The following is an 18,014-nucleotide window of genomic DNA, read 5'->3' on the forward strand; positions in this document are numbered from 1 at the left end:
CTGAAAAGCCTGGGCGATCAGCGAGGAGCAGATCGCCCGGGTGGGGTCACCGCTGCCCAACGCCAGCATACGGCGACGCCAGCGGTTCGGTATCGGCGGCGCCGGCAGCAGGTAGCGAATCAGGTCTAGTATGTTCTTCAGGTCGTAGCGGTGGCCGACCCGCTCCGTGGCGTAGCGAATCAGCTCATCGAGTTCGTCCCGGTGGAGTTTCACGGGCCGGCAGATACGGGTGTGCAGGTGGGCAAAATGGCTGAGCGGTACCAGTCTGACACCCTCCTGGACATCCGCCTCCACCAGCATCCCCGGTTGCCCCTGGCAGCTGCCCACATAGAGCGCCGCGTGGGACCAGGTGGACTGGGTCAGGTACTTGATCGCCAAACTGAAGCGGCTCACCCCCTCCACCAGCAACACGTCACCAGGCCGAATGGCCGCCGCCAACTGATCCGGGCGACTGGGTACGGTACTCAGGTACCGGGGTTCCGCCAGCTTGCGCGCCAGCCAACTGCCAATGCGTTCGAGTATCATCTGGGATTCGCTGCGGTTCGCAATCAGTGCTCGCCCAGATCGATGGAACCCGCTTCCACCACGGTGATGGGCAGACGCCACCAACCCAGGCTAATCCTGGCCTCCAGTTCAAAATCTACCGACTGACTGCGGCTTTCCATAAAGGCGCCGATGATTTTCAGGCCGCTGATCAGGTTGGCCGACGCCGGCACCTTGATGGTGGACTGGCCGTAGGGAGGAATGGGATTCAAGCCGCCGCACACCCCGCTGATCAGTTTCTCACCCTGCAGCTTCAGGTTGTAGGACATGCCGGAGACTTTCAATTCGGAACTGGTGGGATTGAGCACCAGCAGGGTGATGACAAAGTACTGCTCCAGTCCCTCGCGGGAGCCGGGCTGGACATTCACCAGGTGGACTTCCGGTTTCTGTCCGGGGGCCAGCAGGGCGCAACCGGACAGCGTCACCAGTGCTACCAACAACCACAGCGCATGCATCACCTTCATCCAGGCATCCTCTTCAATCGTTATTATCCGGCTCAAAAAACAGCCAGGTGACCTGGGGAAAAGCCTTTCGCATCGCCGCTTCGACCCGGTTAATCGCTTCAACCAACGCCGTATCCGTACCCTGTGGCGCCATCCGTGCCTTGACCGCCACCATCACATCCTCACCCATTTGCAGGGTGACCAGGTTAAAGACAACATCCACCTCTGGATGTTGCCGCAAAAAGTCCGCCATGGCCTGTTTTACCATCGGCTCGACACCCTGCCCCACCAACAGCGCCTTCACCTCGGCACCGACCAGGATGGCGACGAGAATCAACAACCCCCCAATGGCCATGCTGCCCAGAGCATCATAGACCGGGTTGCCGGTCACCATTGTCACCAGCACCGCCAACAGTGCAACGCACAGCCCCAGCAATGCCGCCAGGTCTTCGCCAAACACCACCAGCAGCTCACTGTGGCGGGTTTCCCGAAACCAGCGCCACAGACTTCTACCCTGGCGCACCTTGTTGATTTCCCGCAGGCAACCGGCCAGTGACAACCCCTCCGCCACCACGGCAAACGCCAGCACGGCGATCGCCACCCAGGGGGCATTGAGCGGCTGTGGATCGTGCAACTTGTGCCAGCCCTCGTAGAGGGAAAACACCCCGCCCACCGAAAACAACAACAGGGCCACAATAAACGACCAGAAATAAATTTCCTTGCCGTAACCGAGGGGGTAGTCGGGCGTGGGCGGGCGTTTGGCACGGCGCAGCCCCAACAGCAGCAACAACTGATTGCCGGTATCGGCCAGGGAGTGGATCGCCTCCGCCAGCATGGCGCCGGAAAGGGTATAGGCCGCGGCGGCCCCCTTGGCCAGGGCGATCGCGCTATTGGCTATGAGTGCGTAGACAACAGATTTGCTAGAATCGGCGCCGCCGGACAAAAGGCACCCCCGTGCCATTGAATTTTTTTCAAGAACCCGCATCTTATAGGGTGCCAATCGGCGACACCATAGCGAGGAGAGTTAGCGTGTTAAGAATCGGTTTATTTTTGGCCACCAACATCGCCATTCTGGTGCTGTTCAGCATTGTCTTTCGGGTGCTGGGGCTGGAGCACTACCTGGCCTCCCAGGGCATTCACACCAACCTGGGCGGACTGTTGCTCATGTGCGGCATGTTCGGCTTCTTTGGCTCCTTCTTCTCCCTGATGATATCCAAGTGGATGGCGAAGATGAGCACCGGTACCCAGCTGATCCAGCAGCCGCGCACCCCGGATGAAAAATGGCTGGTGGAAACCGTCGGCGACCTGTCCAGGAAGGCCGGCATCGGCATGCCGGAGGTGGGTATTTTCCCCGCCCAGCAATCCAATGCCTTTGCCACCGGCTGGAACAAAAACAACGCCCTGGTGGCGGTGAGTGCCGGATTGCTGCACCGCTTTGACCGGGAGGAGGCCCGCGCCGTGCTGGCCCACGAGATCGGCCACGTCGCCAACGGCGACATGATCACCCTGTCACTGGTGCAGGGGGTACTGAACACCTTTGTGATGTTCTTTGCCCGCATCCTCGGTTCCATCATCGACAAGGCCGTGTTCAAGAATGAACGGGGTTCCGGCATCGGCTACTTCATGATTGTCATGCTGTTGCAGGTGGTATTGGGTATTTTTGCCTCCATGATCGTGATGTGGTTTTCCCGCTGGCGGGAATTCCGCGCCGACGCGGCGGGCGCCCACCTGGCCAGCCGCGGCGCCATGATCTCCGCCCTGCAGCGCCTGCAGGAGGAGACCCAGGCCCAGGTGCCCAACCAGATGCCCGATACCCTGACCGCCTTCGGTATTTCCAGCGGCTGGAAAGAACACGCCACCCGTCTGTTTATGTCCCACCCCCCTCTCGAGGAGCGCATTGAGGCCCTGCGCCGGGGTGTCTGATGCCACTGCCCTCTGCCGCCTGGAGGACATTCCCGATCCCGGCGGCATTGACCTGCAGATCGATGGCGCAGCCTGCTTCGCCGTGCGCCGGGGCGAAGCGGTGTACCTGTATCGCAACCGCTGCCCCCACCTGGGCCTGCCACTAAACTTAACGCCGGGCCGCTTTCTGGACTACCACCGGCAATACATCCAGTGCAGCAGCCACGGCGCCCTGTTTGAGATGGACATTGGCTACTGCATCGACGGCCCCTGCCGCGGGCAACAACTGGATATCCTGCCCTGCCAGCTGATCGACGGCGGTGTGTTTTTGCGCGCTGCCGATTGAAGACAACCTGAAAACTATCGCGCCCTGACTGTTGAATTTTCGACCGCCGTCCCCATTTACACAGGCAGGCACTAGCAAAGAACACATCCACAGGAGACTCCCTTGGAACAATATCGTGGTACAACCATTCTCTCCGTGCGTCGCAACGGCAAGGTCGTCATCGGCGGCGACGGCCAGGTGACCATGGGCAACACCGTCATGAAAGGCAATGCCCGCAAGGTTCGCCGCCTGCACAACGACCAGGTCATCGCCGGTTTCGCCGGCGGCACCGCCGATGCCTTTACCCTGTTTGAACGCTTTGAAGCAAAACTGGAACAACACCGCGGCAACCTCACCCGCGCCGCCGTGGAGCTGGCCAAGGACTGGCGTTCCGACCGCATGCTGCGCAAACTGGAAGCCCTGCTGGCGGTGGCCGACAAGGACGCCTCACTGATCATCACCGGCAACGGCGACGTGATCCAGCCGGAAGACGACCTGATCGCCATCGGCTCCGGCGGCCCCTTCGCGCAATCCGCCGCCCGCGCGCTGCTGGACAACACCGATCTCGACGCCCGCCAGATTGTGGAAAAAGGCCTGGAGATCGCAGGGGATATCTGCATCTACACCAACCACAACCGCACCATTGAAGAACTGGATTACTGACCGAACAGACCGGCTGTCCTGGCGCCAAACTGCGGTCAATCAATGACTAACCCGGCTGACCGGATGGAGACACCCGCCGGCAACCGGCCTCAACGAGACAACATCATGTCCAATATGACCCCCCGCGAAATCGTCCATGAACTCGACCGCCACATTATTGGCCAGGACGCCGCCAAGCGCGCCGTGGCCATTGCCCTGCGCAACCGCTGGCGCCGCATGCAGCTCCAGCCCGAGCTGCGCAACGAGGTCACCCCGAAGAATATTCTGATGATCGGCCCCACCGGGGTCGGCAAAACCGAGATTGCACGCCGCCTGGCGCGGCTGGCCAATGCCCCGTTCGTCAAGGTGGAAGCCACCAAGTTCACCGAAGTGGGCTATGTGGGCAAGGATGTGGAATCCATCATTCGCGACCTGGTGGAAACCTCTGTCAAGCAATTGCGCGAGCGCGAAATGCACAAGGTGCAGCAGCGTGCCATGGACGCCGCCGAGGAAAAAGTCCTCGACGCCCTGTTGCCCCCGGCCCGTGACGATCAGCCCGCCGAGTCCGAATCCCATACCCGCCAGGTGTTTCGCAAAAAATTGCGCCAAGGCGAACTGGATGAGAAGGAAATCGAGATCGACATCCGCTCCACCCCCATGGGTGTGGAGATCATGGCGCCTCCGGGCATGGAGGAAATGACCAACCAGTTGCAAAGCATGTTTTCCAACCTGGGCAAGGACAAAACCAGCCGCAAGAAAATGACCGTGGCCCAGGCCATGAAACAGCTCACCGAGGAACAGGCCGCCCGGCTGATTAACGAAGAGGAGCTGAAAGTTCGCGCCGTGGAGGTGGCCGAACAGAACGGCATCGTCTTTATCGACGAGATCGACAAAGTGGCCAAGCGCGGCGAGACCTCCGGTGCCGATGTCTCGCGGGAAGGGGTGCAGCGGGACCTGCTGCCATTGATCGAAGGCAGTACCGTCTCCACCAAGTACGGCATGATCAAGACCGATCACATTCTGTTTATTGCCTCCGGGGCCTTTCACTTCTCCAAGCCCTCGGATCTGATCCCGGAATTGCAGGGCCGCCTGCCCATTCGCGTGGAGTTGGGTTCACTCAGCAGCGAGGACTTCGAGCGCATCCTCACCGAACCGAACGCCTCCCTCACCGAGCAGTACCGGGAGCTGCTGGCCACCGAACAGCTCACCGTCAATTTCCTGCCCGACGGGGTGAAACGGATCGCCGAAACAGCCTTCGAGGTGAACGAACGCACCGAAAACATCGGTGCCCGGCGCCTGCACACCATCATGGAGCGACTGCTGGAAGAGATCTCCTTTGAAGCTGCCGACCTGGGCGCCAAGGGGGAAGTGGTCAATATCGATGCCGCGTATGTCGACCGGCACCTCAGTGAAATCTCCCACAACGAGGATCTGTCGCGGTTTATTCTCTGACCGGCGACCGCTGGCTTTCACCGAACCCGGGCACAGTGCCCGGGCTCTTTAGCGGTTACACTGTGGCATGCCCCCCGAGACCTTCCCATGACGCCAAGCAAGATCAAACTGCACCGCGAAGACGGCAGCCTGACCCTGGAATATGCCAACGGCGAGTGTTTTACCTACAGCGCTGAATACCTGCGGGTTCACTCACCCAGTGCCGAAGTGCGCGGCCACGGCAAGGGTCAGGAAGTACTGCAATTCGGCAAGAAAGGCGTCCGCGTCACTGCCGTGAAAAGCGCGGGCAACTACGCCCTGCAAATAACCTTCAGCGACGGGCACGACAGCGGTATCTACAGCTGGGACTACCTGCGCGAACTGGCGGCCAACCACCCGCAGTACTGGCAGCGTTACCTGGACGCCCTGTCCGCGGCGGGTAAATTTCGGGAAGCGGATATTTGCGCCGTCAAGCTGGTGGACCCGGATTCATCGCCCCACAATAAATAGCCTGTCAGCACAGCCCGACAAAGGCTGTGCTGACACCCCCGACAGGTCCAGTGTGTTCTGACCACTATCGGCAATTTACCTCACATCAACCCTGAAAAGGGCGCTTCCGATGACGCCATCGGGAGTGCTATCAGGGTTTCCTGCCGAACCCGCTTCCCCTTGGGCCTCATCCACTCTGCCGCCCAGCCGGAGGCGCTGCAGGGCACCCCGCGTTCTACACTGTCAGTAAAGCGTTGACAGGGGTCCTCACTATCCACCCATATGCCATGCAGCAGCGGTCAGTTACCTCGAGAGTCCGGCAGTACATCGACAGCGCGACTGTCATACTGATCGCCCTGGCTCTGGGTGCCTGCGCTACCGGCCCGGCTCCGCAAACACTCCCCCTTGGACCACTGTCTGACTGCCAATACCTGTTTATCGCTTCTGACAAAGCGATTGCCCGTGCTGAGATGCGGGACCAGGGACCCCGCCCGGTTCCCGGCTTTCCTTACCTGCGGGTCGACCGCTTTCTGTCCTCTTTCAGGCATGAGCCACTGAATACCACCCAACTGACCGACTGGGTTGGTCGGATGGCGGCACTGGATGCCAGTGCCAGAAGGCTGGAACTTAAAAATCTCGGAAAACCTGAAACCTTGGCGACACAGCTGGACCAGTGCCGAACAACACTGGTCGCCAACCTGCTGCAACAGCCGCCCCAGATCGAGCTGCTGCGGCAACGGGCGGTGGTGCAGGACGACTATGTCACCGCGCTGCGCGTCGCCGGTCTCTACCCGCTGTCATCAAAACTGGTGGCCATCGGCATTAACCACTGGCACCGCGACACCCGGCAGCGATTCAGCCGGCCCCTGGCGGAACTGCCGGTGAGGGGAGAATTGATGCGCTGGGGAAACCCGGTGACCAATCTCACCGAGATCACAGAGCCTGTACCGGATGCCCTGGGCATTCCCCAGCTGGACGAGGTGCAACTGCAGCAGTTATTCCGCCGCCACGCGCCAATCTGGGAAATTGATGTGGTCGATCACAATGACCTGATCGGTTCAGCCCAGTGGCGCAGCGGCCCGGTTATCGACACCACCAAGGCAACCCAGTATCAGCTGCTGTCCTATAGCCGTTTTGAGGACCAGGTACTGCTGCAGCTCAACTACATCATCTGGTTCAGGTCGCGCCCGGGCGGGGACATCTATGCCGGACAGGTAGACGGGCTGACCTGGCGCGTCACCCTAGGTCCAGACGGCGAGCCCTGGCTGTACGACAGCATGCACAATTGCGGCTGCTACCATCAATTCTTTCCCACCGCCAAACTGCAGCGACGGGATGGGCGCAACGGCGCTGACCCACCCCTGGTACCCCAACCCGCGCCAATGCCACCACTGGTGGTCAGACTCGAGAGTCGGCGCCATTTTATCCAGCGGGTCTACCGGGATTCCGGGGCGCAACCGAGCCGACCCCTGGCGCTGGCGGACTACGACCTGCTGCGCGCCCTGCCCACCGCGAACGGGCATCGCAGCCTGTTCGGCCGACACGGCCTGGTACGCGGCAGCCAGCGGCCCGAGCGCCTGCTGCTGTGGCCGATGGGCATACGCTCGGCCGGCGCCATGCGCCAGTGGGGGCGCCACGCGGTGGCGTTTGTGGGCCGCCGCCACTTTGACGACCCCCGCTTGATAGAATCCCTGTTTAAACCGGTGCCACCGCCATGATGGACATTTCCCAAGCCCGGTTTCGACTGGCCATAGCGGTATTGCTGGCAGCCGCTGTGCGGCTCCCGCCCGAGGCGGTTGCGGAGCACAGGATTATCGAGGTGGCGCGGTTTTCCGAGGGCGAACTGGATGGCTGGCAGCCCAAGGTCTTCGAGGGCCAGACTCGCTATCAGTTGCGCTCAGATGGCACTACGCAGGCGCTGTACGCCCAGAGCCACGCCAGCGCCTCGGGGCTGTTCCGGGAAGTGTCCATCGACCTGGTCCAGACACCCTGCCTGCACTGGTCCTGGAAAGTCACGCAAGTCATCGGCGATCTGAATGAGCGCAGTAGAGCGGGCGATGACTACCCCGCCCGGTTATATGTGGTGTTTTCCGGTGGCTTGCGCTTCTGGCGTACCCTTGCCATCAATTATGTCTGGTCCAACAACCAGCTCCCGGGCAGCAGCTGGCCCAATGCTTTCACGGCCAATTCGCAGATGATCGCCGTGCGCGGTGGCAGCGATGGGCTTGGCCTGTGGCAGGCAGAGACGCGCGATGTACTCGCCGATTACCGGCACCTGTTCGGCGGCGACGCGGGCAAGGTGGTTGCCGTGGCGCTGATGAGCGACGCCGACAACAGCGGCCTCAGTGCCAGTGCCTGGTACGGGGATATCTGGTTTTCCTCCAGCCACAACGGGCGCTGTGGCAAACCCGGCTAGACCCCGGCCCAGCCCCCCTTAAAAGGTCGCGGCGGCGGCCAGTTGCTCCCGGAAATCCGGGTGGGCGATGGCGATCAGGCGCTCCGCCCGTTCACGCAAGCTGGCCCCGTACAGATGGGCGGTGCCAAACTCGGTGACCACGTAATCCACCTGTGCCCTGGAGGTCACCACCCCGGCGCCGTTCGCCAGGTGGCTGACGATGCGCGACTGCTTGCCCGACAACGCCGTGGCGGGCAACGCAATGATCGAACGACCACCCTCCGACAGTTGCGAACCGGTGACAAAGTCCACCTGGCCACCGAAACCGGAGTACACCTTGCCGCCGATGGAGTCGGCGCACACCTGGCCGCTCAGGTCCACCTGGATTGCGCTGTTGATGGACATCATGCGCGGGTTCTTGCGGATCACCGCCGGGTTGTTGACGTATTCGATATCGAGGAAAACCACTTCGGTGTTGTCGTCCACAAAGTCGTACAGCGCCCGGGAGCCGAGCACAAAGCCGGTGACAATTTTGCCCGGATGAATCACCTTGTTGCTGTTGTCGATCACCCCGGATTCCATCAGTGGCAACACGCCATTGGAAAACATTTCGGTGTGAATGCCCAATCTGCGGTGATCGGAAAGGTGGGAGAGCACCGCGTCCGGAATAGCGCCAATGCCCATTTGCAGGCAATCGCCGTCGCGGATCAGTTCCGCCACATGGCGGCCGATGCGCAGGTGCATCTCGCCGGGGGTCACCGACTCAAAGCCGGGAATGGCACTGTCAATTTCCACGGCAAAATCAATGGCGGAAAACGGGATGGCCGCATCGCCGTGGGTGCGCGGCATCTGCGGATTGACCTGGGCGATAATGGTTTTAGCCACATCACAGGCCGCCAGGGTCGCCTCCACCGATACCCCCAGGGAACAGTTGCCGTGTCGATCCGGCGGCGACACCTGGATCAGCGCCACGTCCAACGGCTGTTTGCCGCTGCGCAGCATTTTGGGAATCTCGGAGAGAAACATCGGCACATAGTCGGCCTTGCCCCGATTGACCAGCTCGCGGGTGCTGTGACTGACGAAATAACAGCGATTGCGCAGGCGCCCCTCCAGTTGCGGCTGGCACACCGCCTCGGCGTGCTCCAGATGCAGTTGCAACAACTGGATATCCTTCAACTCCATTGCCCGGTCTGCCAGGGCCTCGAGCATCTTGTAGGGGGTGGCGGCCATGGAGTGACACCAGATACGATCCGATGACTTGATCGACGAAAGTGCCGCGTCAGCCGTAGCGCAAATCTCAGCCATGAAAACTCTCCTCCGGGAAAATGGGCTTTGTCCTTAACAGGGCAATGCTAACCGACCCGGAAGGCATTTGGATGAAGTTTGTCCGACGGTGGACAAAATAATGGTTCCGTCACGGCGGGCGGGGTGACAACAGCGGGCTGATTTAACTGCGCTTGACCATCTCGGCCAGCTTGTTGTCGAGCATTTTCAGTATCTGGCGGCGACTGATCACCCCGATCACCCGCTGCTGTTTGTCCACCACCGGATAGCTCTTGGGCTTTGCCAGCAGCATCTGCTGGGCCAGCCGCAGCGGGTCCTCATCGGCACCGACACTGAGCACATCGGTGCGCATGATATCCCGAACCGATGCCACCCGCTGGTTGTGGTACACCACCTGAATGGCCACTTGCAGGCACTCCCGTTCGGAAATCCAGCCCAGCAGGGTGCCATCAGCATCGATGACCGGGCCGCCCAGCATCTCTTTTTTGATCAACTTGCCGGACGCCTCGACCACCGGCATATCCGGATAAATGACCGCAAAATCCTTGTTCATCCATGCAGCGATGGAATCGGACATCATGGCGGAGCTCCTATCGTCTTCTCTGGACAAAAGCAGACGGGACGCTGATACGTCCTGCCGTTCAATGGTTCACTCTCCTGAGATGGACGCAATTTCCACGCCATTTCCAGATGGACAGATCACCCCTGTTAAATCCTCGGTACCGGGGGCGCCCACCTAGCCAACCGTGCGCCAAAACGGTTCGTCGCGGTCATTTTCCGGGCAAATTGCCTGGCATCTGGCCAGAGCTGCGGGCCATCGTTAAGATGGGGCTGTCGGCGGTATGACCCCCTGTGCGGTCAACAAACAAGGCAACAGCTGTCATGGCAGTGAATACCTGGCACCACCAAACTCAAGCAACTGTTCTGGGTAAACTGGAGGCCACCTCAGCCGGGTTGTCCGAGGAGGAGGTCAGCCGGCGCAGGGCCACATACGGCCCCAACTGCCTGCCCGAGCCGGCCGGACGCAGTCTGCTGCTGCGGCTGTTACTGCAGTTCCACAACCTCCTGATCTATGTGTTGCTTGGCTCGGCACTGGTCACCGCCGTACTCGGACACCTGGTGGACACCCTGGTGATTCTGGCGGTGGTCATGGTCAACGCCGTGATCGGGGTGATCCAGGAGGGCAAGGCGCAATGCCATTGTCCGGAGGCTGCCAACCATCGAAATCCTGGGCTCGGTCTCGGTGATTTGTACCGACAAGACCGGCACCCTGACCCGCAACGAAATGAGTGTGACGGCTGTTGCCTTCGAAGACAGCATTCTGTCGGTGGACGGCCAGGGCTATAACGGCACCGGCGAGTTCCGCCTGGGAAATAACATCGTGGATAGCCGCGACTGCCCGGGACTCCGGGAACTGGGCCGTGCCGCCGCACTTTGCAACGATGGGGCCCTGCAGGAGCAGGGAGAGGAATGCACCGTATTGGGCGATCCCATGGAGGGCGCACTGCTGGCGTTTGCCGCCAGGGCAGGCATCCATCGCCAGCTTGAAAATAACCGCTGGCAGCGCAGCGACGTCATCCCCTTCGATGCGCGCAGCCGCTTTATGGCCACCCTCCACCATACCCCGGGGGGCGGCGCCTGTATTTTCGTCAAAGGCGCACCGGAGCAATTGCTCGATATGTGCAGCGAACAATGTTGCCGCAATGGCCGCCACACACCATTAGACGCCACCGCCTGCCACCAGCGGGCTCAGCAACTGGCACAACAGGATTTGCGGGTACTGGCACTGGCCATCAAACCGGTCACCACAGAGCACGCCGGGCTGACTCACGCCGATGTACAAAGCGGCCTCATACTACTCGGCATGGTAGGACTTATGTACCCGCTCCGCCCCGAAGCCATCAGCGCCATTCAGGAATGCCGCCTCGCCGGTATCCGCGTCAAGATGATTACCGGCGACCACGCCGGCACCGCCAGTGCTATTGGCCACCAGATCGGACTGTCCAATCCGGATAAGGTGCTGACCGGCACGGACCTCGATGGCATGGACGATATCCGTCTCGGCGCAGCGGTCCTGGAAACAGACATTTTTGCCCGCACCAGTCCCGAGCACAAACTGCGCCTGGTGATGGCGCTGCAATCCCATGGCATGACGGTGGCCATGACCGGCGATGGCGTCAACGATGCACCGGCACTGAAACGGGCGGATGCCGGTATCGCCATGGGCAAAAAGGGCAGCGAGGCAGCCAAGGAGGCGGCCGACCTGGTGCTGGCCGACGATAATTTCGCCTCCATCGTTGCCGCGGTGCGCGAGGGCCGCACGCTCTACGACAATATCAAAAAGGTCATCAGCTGGACCCTGCCCACCAGCTCGGGGGAGGCGATGACCATCGTGGTGGCACTGCTGCTGGGGCTGGCACTGCCGGTGACACCGGTACAGATTCTCTGGGTCAATCTGGTCACCACCATAACCCTCGGTATCGCCCTGGCCTTCGAACCCACCGAGGCAAGCACCATGAATCGTCCGCCTCGCCCCCGCAATGAACCGCTGCTGACCGAAACCTGGGCCTGGCAGGTTGTCCTGATTTCGGGGCTGTTCATCTGCGGGGTGTTCGGCATCTATGCCTATGCCATTGATCGCGGTTACTCTATCGAGATGGCGCGAACCCTGGCCATGAATACCCTGGTGCTCCTGGAAATTTTCAACCTGTTTTTTTATTCGCAACCTCTACGGCACCTCGCTGACCTGGAAGGCCGTGCGCGGCACACCGGTGGTGTGGCTGGCCGTTATTTCCCTGAGCCTCGCGCAACTGGCCATCACCTATCTGCCCGCACTGTAAAAGGTGTTTGAAACCGAGGCCGTGTCACTGCGGGACGGCATGATCGTCATCGCCATTGGTGTTGCCCTGTTTGCCGTCACGGAAACGGAAAAGCAGCTGCGCATCAGTCTTGCGAAAATAGCCGGCCGTTAACTGCAACTGCCCTGCTCAACCTTGCCGGGCAGGGCGCAAGGTGTTTAGCAGCAAGAGCGCAACCCGCCGGATTCGGCTTGAGATCGGACTAACGGGGGGGGGATGTCGCACGCACGACAACTTATTTTGTCCCGTTATGGCCGCTTTTTGCCGCCATTTCGATGGGATGAGTTGTTATTCAAAAATTGAACAAATATGATCGGGTGATCGACCCGCCGGGGGCGAATATAAACAACCATCCAATGCCGACCGCCCAGAAAAAATTCAATCTACCGAGCACGGCACAGGTCACCGTACGTATCGTCGGCGTGGTGCTCGGCGCAGAGTTTTTCATCATGGCGCTGCTCGACCGCCTGGCCCCGGAACTGACAACCTTCCAGGAATCCGCCCTCGACGCTTTTGCACTGGTTATGCTGTCTATACCGATCATATACTTCTGGGTCATTCGCCCCTTTGTAAACGCCCACCAGGATGCCATCCACCAGATTGAGCACCTGTCCTGCCTGGATCCGCTCACCAGGCTAGCCAACCGGCGCCTGATTACCAAACACCTGGAACAGATGCTCGCCAGCAGCCATCGCCACAAAGTGTATGGCGCCGTGATGGTGATGGACCTGGACGGCTTTAAACCGATCAACGACATCCACGGTCACGAGACCGGTGATGCCATGCTGATTGAAGTCGCCAGACGGCTGGAATCGGTCATTCGCAAGGAAGACATTGTCGGTCGGCTGGGGGGATGAGTTCATCGTCATTCTCGGCAATCTCGGCAAACTGCTGGATGAGGCACTGACGACATCCCGGCTGGTCGCCGCGCGCCTGCTCGACGTGACCGATCAACCCTACCTGTTTGAAGGCAGAACACTGCAAGTCAGCGCCAGCGTCGGCGTCCGCTTCCTGGACCTGAACCCCGATACCCCCATCGACAGCCTGATCAGCTCAGCCGATACCGCCATGTACCAGGCCAAGAAAAACGGCAAGGGCCGCGCGGTGTTCTGCGAGCAATAAAAACCGCTGTCCGTCGGACTCGTTCGAGGCCGCCAAGCTGTCATATTACTGACATCACAAGATCAAAAAGTTGTCACAAAACGGTTATAGGCTGAGGGTACAAGGAGCAACCCAAACCATGCTGAACGTCGAACACTTTATCCAGGATCGCTACCCCGGTTTTTATCAGCGCCACCCCAGGCTGGTGCGCCCGATCATTCGGGTGCTGCGCATGCTGTTCCGCGAACAGAGCTTCCAGCAGTTTGAGCAGGACTACCCCTTCCTGTGTGGCTTTGATTTTGTCGAGCAGGTACTGGACTATTTCGACTTCCGCTACACCGTGCGCGATCACGAGCGCCATCGCATCCCCGCCCACGGCAGGGTGGTGATTATCGCCAATCACCCGATCGGCTCCCTGGATGGCCTGGCACTGCTGAAGCTGGTGCGGGAGACCCGCCCGGACGTCAAGGTGGTGGCCAACGAACTGCTGTTCACCATCAAGCCACTGCACAATCTGCTGCTGCCGGTGGACAACATGGGCGGCAACACCACCCGCCAGAACCTGACCGCCATCCGCGAACACCTGGACAGGGAGGGGGCGGTGATTATCTTCCCCGCCGGAGAGGTATCCCGTTTCGGACCCCAGGGCATTCGCGATGGCGAGTGGCGCAACGGCTTCCTGCGCATGGCCATCAACAGCAAGGCGCCGGTGCTGCCGATCTTTGTGGATGGCCGCAACTCGGCGCTGTTTTACAGCGTGTCGCTGCTGGCCAAACCGCTCTCCACCCTGCTGCTGGTACGGGAAATGTTCAAGCAGGCCCGCAACTGTGTGGATGTGCGCATCGGCGAACCGGTGAGCTACGACTGCTACCAGCGCATCAATGTGCCGCTGCGGGAAAAGACCAAACTGTTCAAACGCCACCTGTACCGTATCGGCCAGGACAAGAAGGGCATTTTCAGTACCGTCAGCGCCATCGCCCACCCGGAAAACCGCGCCCTGTTGCGGGAAGCGGTGAAACAATGCGAACTGCTCGGCAGCACCGCTGACGGCAAGCAGATTTACCTGTACCGCTACCAGCCGGACTCGCTGATCATGCGGGAAGTGGGCCGACTGCGGGAGATCGCCTTCCGCGCGGTGGGGGAAGGCACCGGCAGCCGCCGCGACATCGACGGTTACGACCACCACTACTTCCACCTGCTGTTGTGGGATGAGGCAGAGCTGGAAATCGCCGGGGCCTACCGCTTTTGCGATGCTTCAGTGTGCCTGGACAATCTGGGCCAGGGCCACCTCTACTCGGCGGAACTGTTCAACTACACCCGCTCCATGAAACCCTACCTGGAGCGGGGCCTGGAGCTGGGCCGCAGCTTCGTGCAACCCAAATACTGGGGCCGCCGCAGCCTCGATTACCTGTGGTACGGCATCGGCGCCTTCCTGCGCAAAAACCCCCAGTACCGCTACCTGTTCGGCCCTGTGACCCTGAGCAACAGCTACCCCGAATGGGCCATGGAAATGCTGGTGTATTTCTACAGCCGTCACTACCCCAGCCTGCAAAACCTGGCGAACCCCCTATTGCCCTACCGCATCAACCAGGATCGACTGGCCGAACTGGCGCAAAAATTTCCGGGCGAAAACCAGAAGGCGGAGTTCACCCAGTTGAAGAGTGAACTGGCCCATATGAACCTCAGTGTGCCCACCCTGTTCAAACAGTACACCGAAGTCTGTGAACTGGGCGGGGTGCAGTTCGTCGGCTTCAATATCGACCCGGCATTTGCCAACTGTGTGGACGGACTTATCATCGTCGACCTGGCACGGCTGAAACCCGCCAAGCGGGAACGCTATATCGGCTGACCTGCGGAGAGTCACGGATTTTGATATGCGTCAGTAAAATGTCCTGATGCCACCCCGCCCGAGGGACACCCCGCCGGTGTCGGTGTACAATGTCGGCCTTTCTCAATCCGGCGTTGGGCAATGACTGACAACAAGACGACTCATTTCGGTTTCAAGACCGTTCCCGTGCAGGAAAAAGCCGCCCGCGTAGCGGATGTCTTTCACTCCGTGGCCGGCAAATACGACCTGATGAATGACCTGATGTCCGGGGGCATCCATCGGTTGTGGAAACGCTACACCATCGAGCTGTCCGGCGTGCGCGTCGGCCAGCGGGTACTGGATATCGCCGGCGGCACCGGCGACCTGACCGCCAATTTTTCCCGGCTGGTAGGCCCCAGTGGTGATGTGGTGCTGGCAGACATCAACGACTCCATGCTGAAGGTCGGCAGGGACAAACTGATGGACCGCGGTGCGGCGAGTAATATTCGCTACGCCCAGGCCGATGCCCAGTACCTGCCCTTCCCCGACAATACCTTCGACTGCATCACCATCGCCTTCGGCCTGCGCAACGTCACCGACAAGGATCTGGCACTGCGCGCCATGCTGCGGGTATTGAAACCCGGCGGCCGACTGCTGGTACTGGAGTTCTCCAAACCGACCAACGGCTTGCTGGAAAAAGCCTACGACTTCTACTCATTCAGCCTGTTGCCGCGCATGGGCAAACTGGTGGCCAACGATGCGGAGAGCTACCAGTACCTGGCGGAATCCATTCGTATGCATCCCGACCAGGAAACCCTCAAGGGCATGATGAATGAGGCGGGTTTTGTGAATACCGAGTACCACAACATGACCGGTGGTATTGTCGCGCTGCACCGGGGCTTCAAGCCCTGATGTTTGATTTCCTGAAGAACAATCCACTGCTGGCCCTGCACAGCTCTGCGCTGTTGGCGGTGGAATCCGCCATCAACGGCGCCCTCGAATACGACCCCGCCACCCGCAACGCCATCGGCGAACTGGCCGGCAAAGTGCTGGCGGTGGAGTGCACCCTGCCGCCCTTGACCTTCTACATCGTTCACAGCGAACAGGCCATTAACCTGCTGTCCCGCTACGAGGGCACCGCAGACACCAGCCTGCGCGGCACCGCCCTGTCCCTGGCAGCCCTGGCCGTGGACGGGGAGGACCGGGTGTCCTTCTACGGCACCGGCGTGGACGTGCGCGGCGACCACGATCTGCTGCGGCAGATTCGCAAGATTCTCAAGAACCTGGATGTGGACTGGGAAGCGGCCCTGGCAAAACTGATTGGCGACGTGCCGGCCCACCTGGTGGGAGAATCCCTGCGCGGCGCATCAAAATGGCAAAAGCAGGCCGCCGAGCGCGCCGGCAGTGCCGCCGCCGCCTTCACCCAGGAGGAAGTGCGTCTGACACCCAGCGCCAATGAAGTGGCGCATTTCAGCCGTGAAGTGAAACTGCTCAGCGAGGACGTGGACCGCCTGGCGGCGCGGCTCAATAAACTGAATATTGTGCTCGACCAGAGCAGTGGCGGGCAGCCCTAATGTCGCGTCTTCGCCGTCTCGCCACCATCCTGCGCACGGTAACCCGCTACCGGCTCGACACCTTTTTCGATGTGGACAAGCTGCCGCGCAGTGCGCGCCTGCTGCTGGCGGGCAATCGCCTGTTGCCGGCCCCCAAGCTGCCACGCGGGGAACGCCTGCGGCGCGCCCTGGAAGACCTGGGCCCGATCTTTATCAAATTTGGTCAACTGCTCTCCACCCGACCGGACCTGATTCCCGCCGATATCTGCCGGGAACTGGACAAACTCCAGGACGATGTCCCCCCCTTCGACAAGGCCCACTTCGTCGCCATCGTCGAGGCGGCACTGGGGGACAGCATCGACAACCTGTTCCTGCAATTTGACCGGGAGCCGCTGGCTTCCGCCTCGGTGGCCCAGGTGCATGCCGCGGTGCTACCGAACGGCAGGGAGGTGGTGGTAAAAGCCATCCGCCCCGGCATTGAAAAGATCATCGAGCAGGACATCAGGCTGCTGTTCACCATCGCCCGCTGGCTTGAAGCCAACACCGTTGACGGTCGCCGCATGCGCCTCGGTGAAGTGGTCGGCGACTACCGCAACACCATTTTTGACGAATTGAACCTGCAGCGGGAAGGCGCCAACGCCTCGCTGTTGCGGCGCAATTTTGACCGCTCCCCGCTGCTCTACGTGCCGGAGGTGTTCTGGTCCCACACCAATGAAAAAGTACTGGTGATGGAGCGCATCTACGCCGTGCCCGTCACCGATGTGGCCACCCTGCAGCAGCACAACACCAACTTCAAGGTGCTGGCGGAACGGGGAGTGGAAATCTTCTTCACCCAGGTGTTCGAGCACAATTTTTTCCACGCCGACATGCACCCCGGCAACATCTTCGTGGACCCGTCCAACCCCCAGCAGCCGAAATACCTGGCGGTGGACTGCGCCATTATGGGCACCCTCACCGAGGCCGACCAGTACTACCTGGCGCGCAACCTGCTGGCGATCTTCCGCCGCGACTACCAGCAGGTGGCCGAGCTGCACGTGCTGTCCGGCTGGGTGCCGGAAGGCACCAATATCGGCGAGTTCACCGCCGCCATCCGCACCGTCTGCGAACCCATTTTCGAGCGGCCGCTGCGGGAAATTTCCTTCGGGCAGTTGCTGGTCAGCCTGTTCCGCACCGCCCGCCGCTTCGACATGGAAGTGCAGCCGTCACTGGTATTGCTGCAAAAAACCCTGCTCAATATTGAA

At 60.8% G+C, this 18,014-nt stretch carries 19 protein-coding genes and 1 pseudogene; 15 read left to right on the top strand and 5 right to left on the bottom strand.

The window, feature by feature from the left end; translation table 11 throughout:
• The 3 genes from ABY948_RS05290 to ABY948_RS05300 form a co-directional block, all read right to left on the bottom strand.
• Positions 1-525: YiiX/YebB-like N1pC/P60 family cysteine hydrolase (locus ABY948_RS05290; protein WP_461481471.1), on the bottom strand; the 525-nt coding region annotated here is incomplete at its 3' end.
• Positions 526-548: 23 nt separating this feature from the next.
• Positions 549-1,007: an LEA/WHy family protein gene (locus tag ABY948_RS05295; protein ID WP_461481472.1), complete on the bottom strand. Its 459-nt coding sequence runs from the start codon at positions 1,005-1,007 to the stop codon at positions 549-551.
• A gap of 13 nt (positions 1,008-1,020) precedes the next feature.
• Entirely contained in the window at positions 1,021-1,947 is a 927-nt protein-coding gene (locus ABY948_RS05300) for a cation diffusion facilitator family transporter (protein WP_461481473.1), read from the bottom strand.
• Between the two features lie 68 nt (positions 1,948-2,015).
• Here ABY948_RS05300 and htpX point away from each other — a divergent pair, with 68 nt between their 5' ends.
• From htpX to ABY948_RS05335, 7 genes are all read left to right on the top strand, one after another.
• Positions 2,016-2,909 carry a protease HtpX gene (gene htpX, locus ABY948_RS05305; protein WP_461481474.1) on the top strand — a complete coding sequence of 298 codons (894 nt, stop codon included), beginning with the start codon at positions 2,016-2,018 and terminating at the stop codon, positions 2,907-2,909.
• The gene (locus ABY948_RS05310; protein ID WP_461481475.1) at positions 2,902-3,234 is read left to right on the top strand and encodes a Rieske (2Fe-2S) protein; all 333 of its coding nucleotides are present in this window, start codon (positions 2,902-2,904) and stop codon (positions 3,232-3,234) included. Before htpX ends, ABY948_RS05310 begins: the two co-directional genes overlap by 8 nt.
• 102 nt (positions 3,235-3,336) lie before the next feature.
• Complete coding sequence (gene hslV / locus ABY948_RS05315; protein WP_461481476.1) at positions 3,337-3,876, top strand: ATP-dependent protease subunit HslV; 540 nt, start codon at positions 3,337-3,339, stop codon at positions 3,874-3,876.
• A gap of 105 nt (positions 3,877-3,981) precedes the next feature.
• Positions 3,982-5,307 carry an ATP-dependent protease ATPase subunit HslU gene (hslU, locus tag ABY948_RS05320; protein WP_461481477.1) on the top strand — a complete coding sequence of 442 codons (1,326 nt, stop codon included), beginning with the start codon at positions 3,982-3,984 and terminating at the stop codon, positions 5,305-5,307.
• An 87-nt stretch (positions 5,308-5,394) separates the two neighbouring features.
• Positions 5,395-5,796, top strand: a complete 402-nt coding sequence (locus ABY948_RS05325) for a gamma-butyrobetaine hydroxylase family protein (RefSeq protein WP_461481478.1) — start codon at positions 5,395-5,397, stop codon at positions 5,794-5,796.
• 266 nt (positions 5,797-6,062) lie between these two features.
• Positions 6,063-7,493 carry a hypothetical protein gene (locus ABY948_RS05330; protein WP_461481479.1) on the top strand — a complete coding sequence of 477 codons (1,431 nt, stop codon included), beginning with the start codon at positions 6,063-6,065 and terminating at the stop codon, positions 7,491-7,493.
• Positions 7,490-8,191, top strand: coding sequence for a DUF3047 domain-containing protein (locus tag ABY948_RS05335; protein WP_461481480.1), 702 nt, complete (start codon positions 7,490-7,492; stop codon positions 8,189-8,191). The genes ABY948_RS05330 and ABY948_RS05335 overlap by 4 nt, the downstream gene beginning before the upstream one ends.
• Before the next feature lie 18 nt (positions 8,192-8,209).
• On the opposite strand, the gene ABY948_RS05340 is transcribed toward ABY948_RS05335, so the two are convergent.
• Together ABY948_RS05340 and ABY948_RS05345 are read right to left on the bottom strand one after the other, a co-directional pair.
• Positions 8,210-9,475, bottom strand: coding sequence for an acetyl-CoA hydrolase/transferase family protein (locus tag ABY948_RS05340; RefSeq protein ID WP_461481481.1), 1,266 nt, complete (start codon positions 9,473-9,475; stop codon positions 8,210-8,212).
• Positions 9,476-9,617: 142 nt separating this feature from the next.
• Complete coding sequence (locus tag ABY948_RS05345; protein WP_461481482.1) at positions 9,618-10,034, bottom strand: CBS domain-containing protein; 417 nt, start codon at positions 10,032-10,034, stop codon at positions 9,618-9,620.
• Between the two features lie 302 nt (positions 10,035-10,336).
• Between ABY948_RS05345 and ABY948_RS05350 the strand changes: the two genes are divergently transcribed.
• The 8 genes and pseudogenes from ABY948_RS05350 to ubiB all read left to right on the top strand — a co-directional run.
• The gene (locus ABY948_RS05350; RefSeq protein ID WP_461481483.1) at positions 10,337-10,801 is read left to right on the top strand and encodes a cation-transporting P-type ATPase; all 465 of its coding nucleotides are present in this window, start codon (positions 10,337-10,339) and stop codon (positions 10,799-10,801) included.
• A complete protein-coding gene (locus ABY948_RS05355) occupies positions 10,698-12,305 on the top strand; it encodes an HAD-IC family P-type ATPase (RefSeq protein ID WP_461481484.1) in 1,608 nt (535 codons plus the stop codon). Before ABY948_RS05350 ends, ABY948_RS05355 begins: the two co-directional genes overlap by 104 nt.
• On the top strand, positions 12,298-12,426 hold the full coding sequence (locus tag ABY948_RS05360; protein WP_461481485.1) for a hypothetical protein: 129 nt from the start codon (positions 12,298-12,300) through the stop codon (positions 12,424-12,426). Before ABY948_RS05355 ends, ABY948_RS05360 begins: the two co-directional genes overlap by 8 nt.
• A 410-nt stretch (positions 12,427-12,836) precedes the next feature.
• Positions 12,837-13,434 (top strand): annotated as a pseudogene (locus ABY948_RS05365) (diguanylate cyclase domain-containing protein).
• A gap of 118 nt (positions 13,435-13,552) precedes the next feature.
• On the top strand, positions 13,553-15,262 hold the full coding sequence (gene olsF / locus ABY948_RS05370) for a bifunctional ornithine lipid synthase OlsF (protein WP_461481486.1): 1,710 nt from the start codon (positions 13,553-13,555) through the stop codon (positions 15,260-15,262).
• Between the two features lie 120 nt (positions 15,263-15,382).
• The gene (gene ubiE, locus ABY948_RS05375; RefSeq protein WP_461481487.1) at positions 15,383-16,132 is read left to right on the top strand and encodes a bifunctional demethylmenaquinone methyltransferase/2-methoxy-6-polyprenyl-1,4-benzoquinol methylase UbiE; all 750 of its coding nucleotides are present in this window, start codon (positions 15,383-15,385) and stop codon (positions 16,130-16,132) included.
• Positions 16,132-16,794: a ubiquinone biosynthesis accessory factor UbiJ gene (locus ABY948_RS05380; RefSeq protein ID WP_461481488.1), complete on the top strand. Its 663-nt coding sequence runs from the start codon at positions 16,132-16,134 to the stop codon at positions 16,792-16,794. Before ubiE ends, ABY948_RS05380 begins: the two co-directional genes overlap by 1 nt.
• The coding region (ubiB, locus tag ABY948_RS05385; RefSeq protein WP_461481489.1) for a 2-polyprenylphenol 6-hydroxylase at positions 16,794-18,014 on the top strand (1,221 nt) is incomplete at its 3' end. The genes ABY948_RS05380 and ubiB, both read left to right, overlap by 1 nt.

It is taken from the genome of Porticoccus sp., assembly GCF_041592135.1.
Lineage (GTDB): Bacteria > Pseudomonadota > Gammaproteobacteria > Pseudomonadales > Porticoccaceae > Porticoccus.